The following is a 1379-nucleotide window of genomic DNA, read 5'->3' on the forward strand; positions in this document are numbered from 1 at the left end:
GGCTCCTGGCGACCGATGGAGATGGGGGCGACGTCTGACATGTTCTCGATGCTCCTGTTCGCGACGTTCTCTGTGTGCACAGCATAACGCCGGACGGTGACACCGGAATGTGGTGCGGATTACAGGCGCGTGGAGAGTGGAGGACAGGCGTGATGGCCATCACGTTCCGACGGGCGTGAGCCTGTCGTCGGCGGCGCGTGAGAGGCTATCGAGGAGAGGGTGTCGTGCTGAGCCTCGCGCAGGCCTTGTACGTGAGTCGGCTCGACTGCGTGCCGTACTCGTACCAGCCCTCGCTGACAACGAGATCGAAGGCCGAGACCTTGCCCGAGGTGGGGTTGACGCGGAGATAGCCCCGCACGTCTGCGCCGGCCGCGTTGATGTGGCCTTCGGGGTCGCCGTAGCGCATGCCCGACGTGGAGAGGTCCGGTCGAGGACCCATGCCGAGCTTGCCACGCAGCGCGACCACCAGCTCGCCGCCATCGGCGGGCGCGGTCGTGGCTTCGAAGGTGGCGAGCTTCAGTCGGTTGAGCGCCTCGGAGTCTGGCTCAGACTGCATGATCTGCTGCGGATGTGGCGTGGAGACGGGGCGCAGCGCCACGAGGAGCTTGCGCGCGATTGCGTCGGAGACGATGTGGCTGCCCGTGACGTGACCATCTGCGGGGAGGAGCGCCTTCACGTCGGCGGCGTCGAGGTCGAGCTGGCGCCTGCAGAGCACGTTGGGCAGCGTGTAGCGCGACACCACGCGAAGGGTGATGGCGGTGGGCGTCGGGGGGAATGGCCGCTCCGGAACGGCGTCACTGCGCTGCAGGTGCAGGCGGGCGATGACATTGTCGAACATCCGGCGGAACGAGACGATGTTGTCGAGCTCGTCTCCGTCGGGCGAGCGCAGGTTCATGACCCGGCCGTCACGCGTGAGGACGTAGGCGAAGTGCGCATGCCCCGCGTTGTTGTGCAGCCCGGGAAGCTCGAGCTCGGGATGCTTGCGCCCATCGTTGAGCTCGAGGTACAGCGGGACGAAGCACGTGCTGATCTGGCGGCTTATCTTCTCGTCACAGAGCATCACGGCTCTGAAGGCTGCTCCGCCGGGTCAACACCTGCCGTCGAGGTCACCGTCCATGGTGAGGAGGAAGATGGGGCGCTGCAGGTCTCTGGCGGCGGCATGCGCCTGATCCCAGTCGAAGTACCAGCCGATGCGCTCGACACGACGCTCGTCCCTGGTGAGGTCGACCGTGTCGGCGAGCGCGCGCACATCGGTTGCGGCGCTCGTGGCCAGCCGCACGCTCGCGCGGGCGGTCTGCGATGACTGCACCCACTTCCACGACAGCAGCGCGAGGTTCACGGTCATCAGTGCGAAGACGAAGCGCATCACGCGCTGGGCG

The 1379-nt window shown here is 66.9% G+C and carries 2 protein-coding genes; both read right to left on the minus strand.

Going from position 1 to position 1379, the window contains the following annotated elements:
* Positions 1-205: 205 nt before the first annotated feature.
* Entirely contained in the window at positions 206-1060 is an 855-nt protein-coding gene (locus EB084_25565) for a hypothetical protein (protein ID NDD31633.1), read from the minus strand.
* Positions 1061-1087: 27 nt separating this feature from the next.
* On the minus strand, positions 1088-1366 hold the full coding sequence (locus EB084_25570; protein ID NDD31634.1) for a hypothetical protein: 279 nt from the start codon (positions 1364-1366) through the stop codon (positions 1088-1090).
* Positions 1367-1379: the final 13 nt, after the last annotated feature.

This window comes from Pseudomonadota bacterium (assembly GCA_010028905.1).
Lineage (GTDB): Bacteria > Vulcanimicrobiota > Xenobia > RGZZ01 > RGZZ01 > RGZZ01.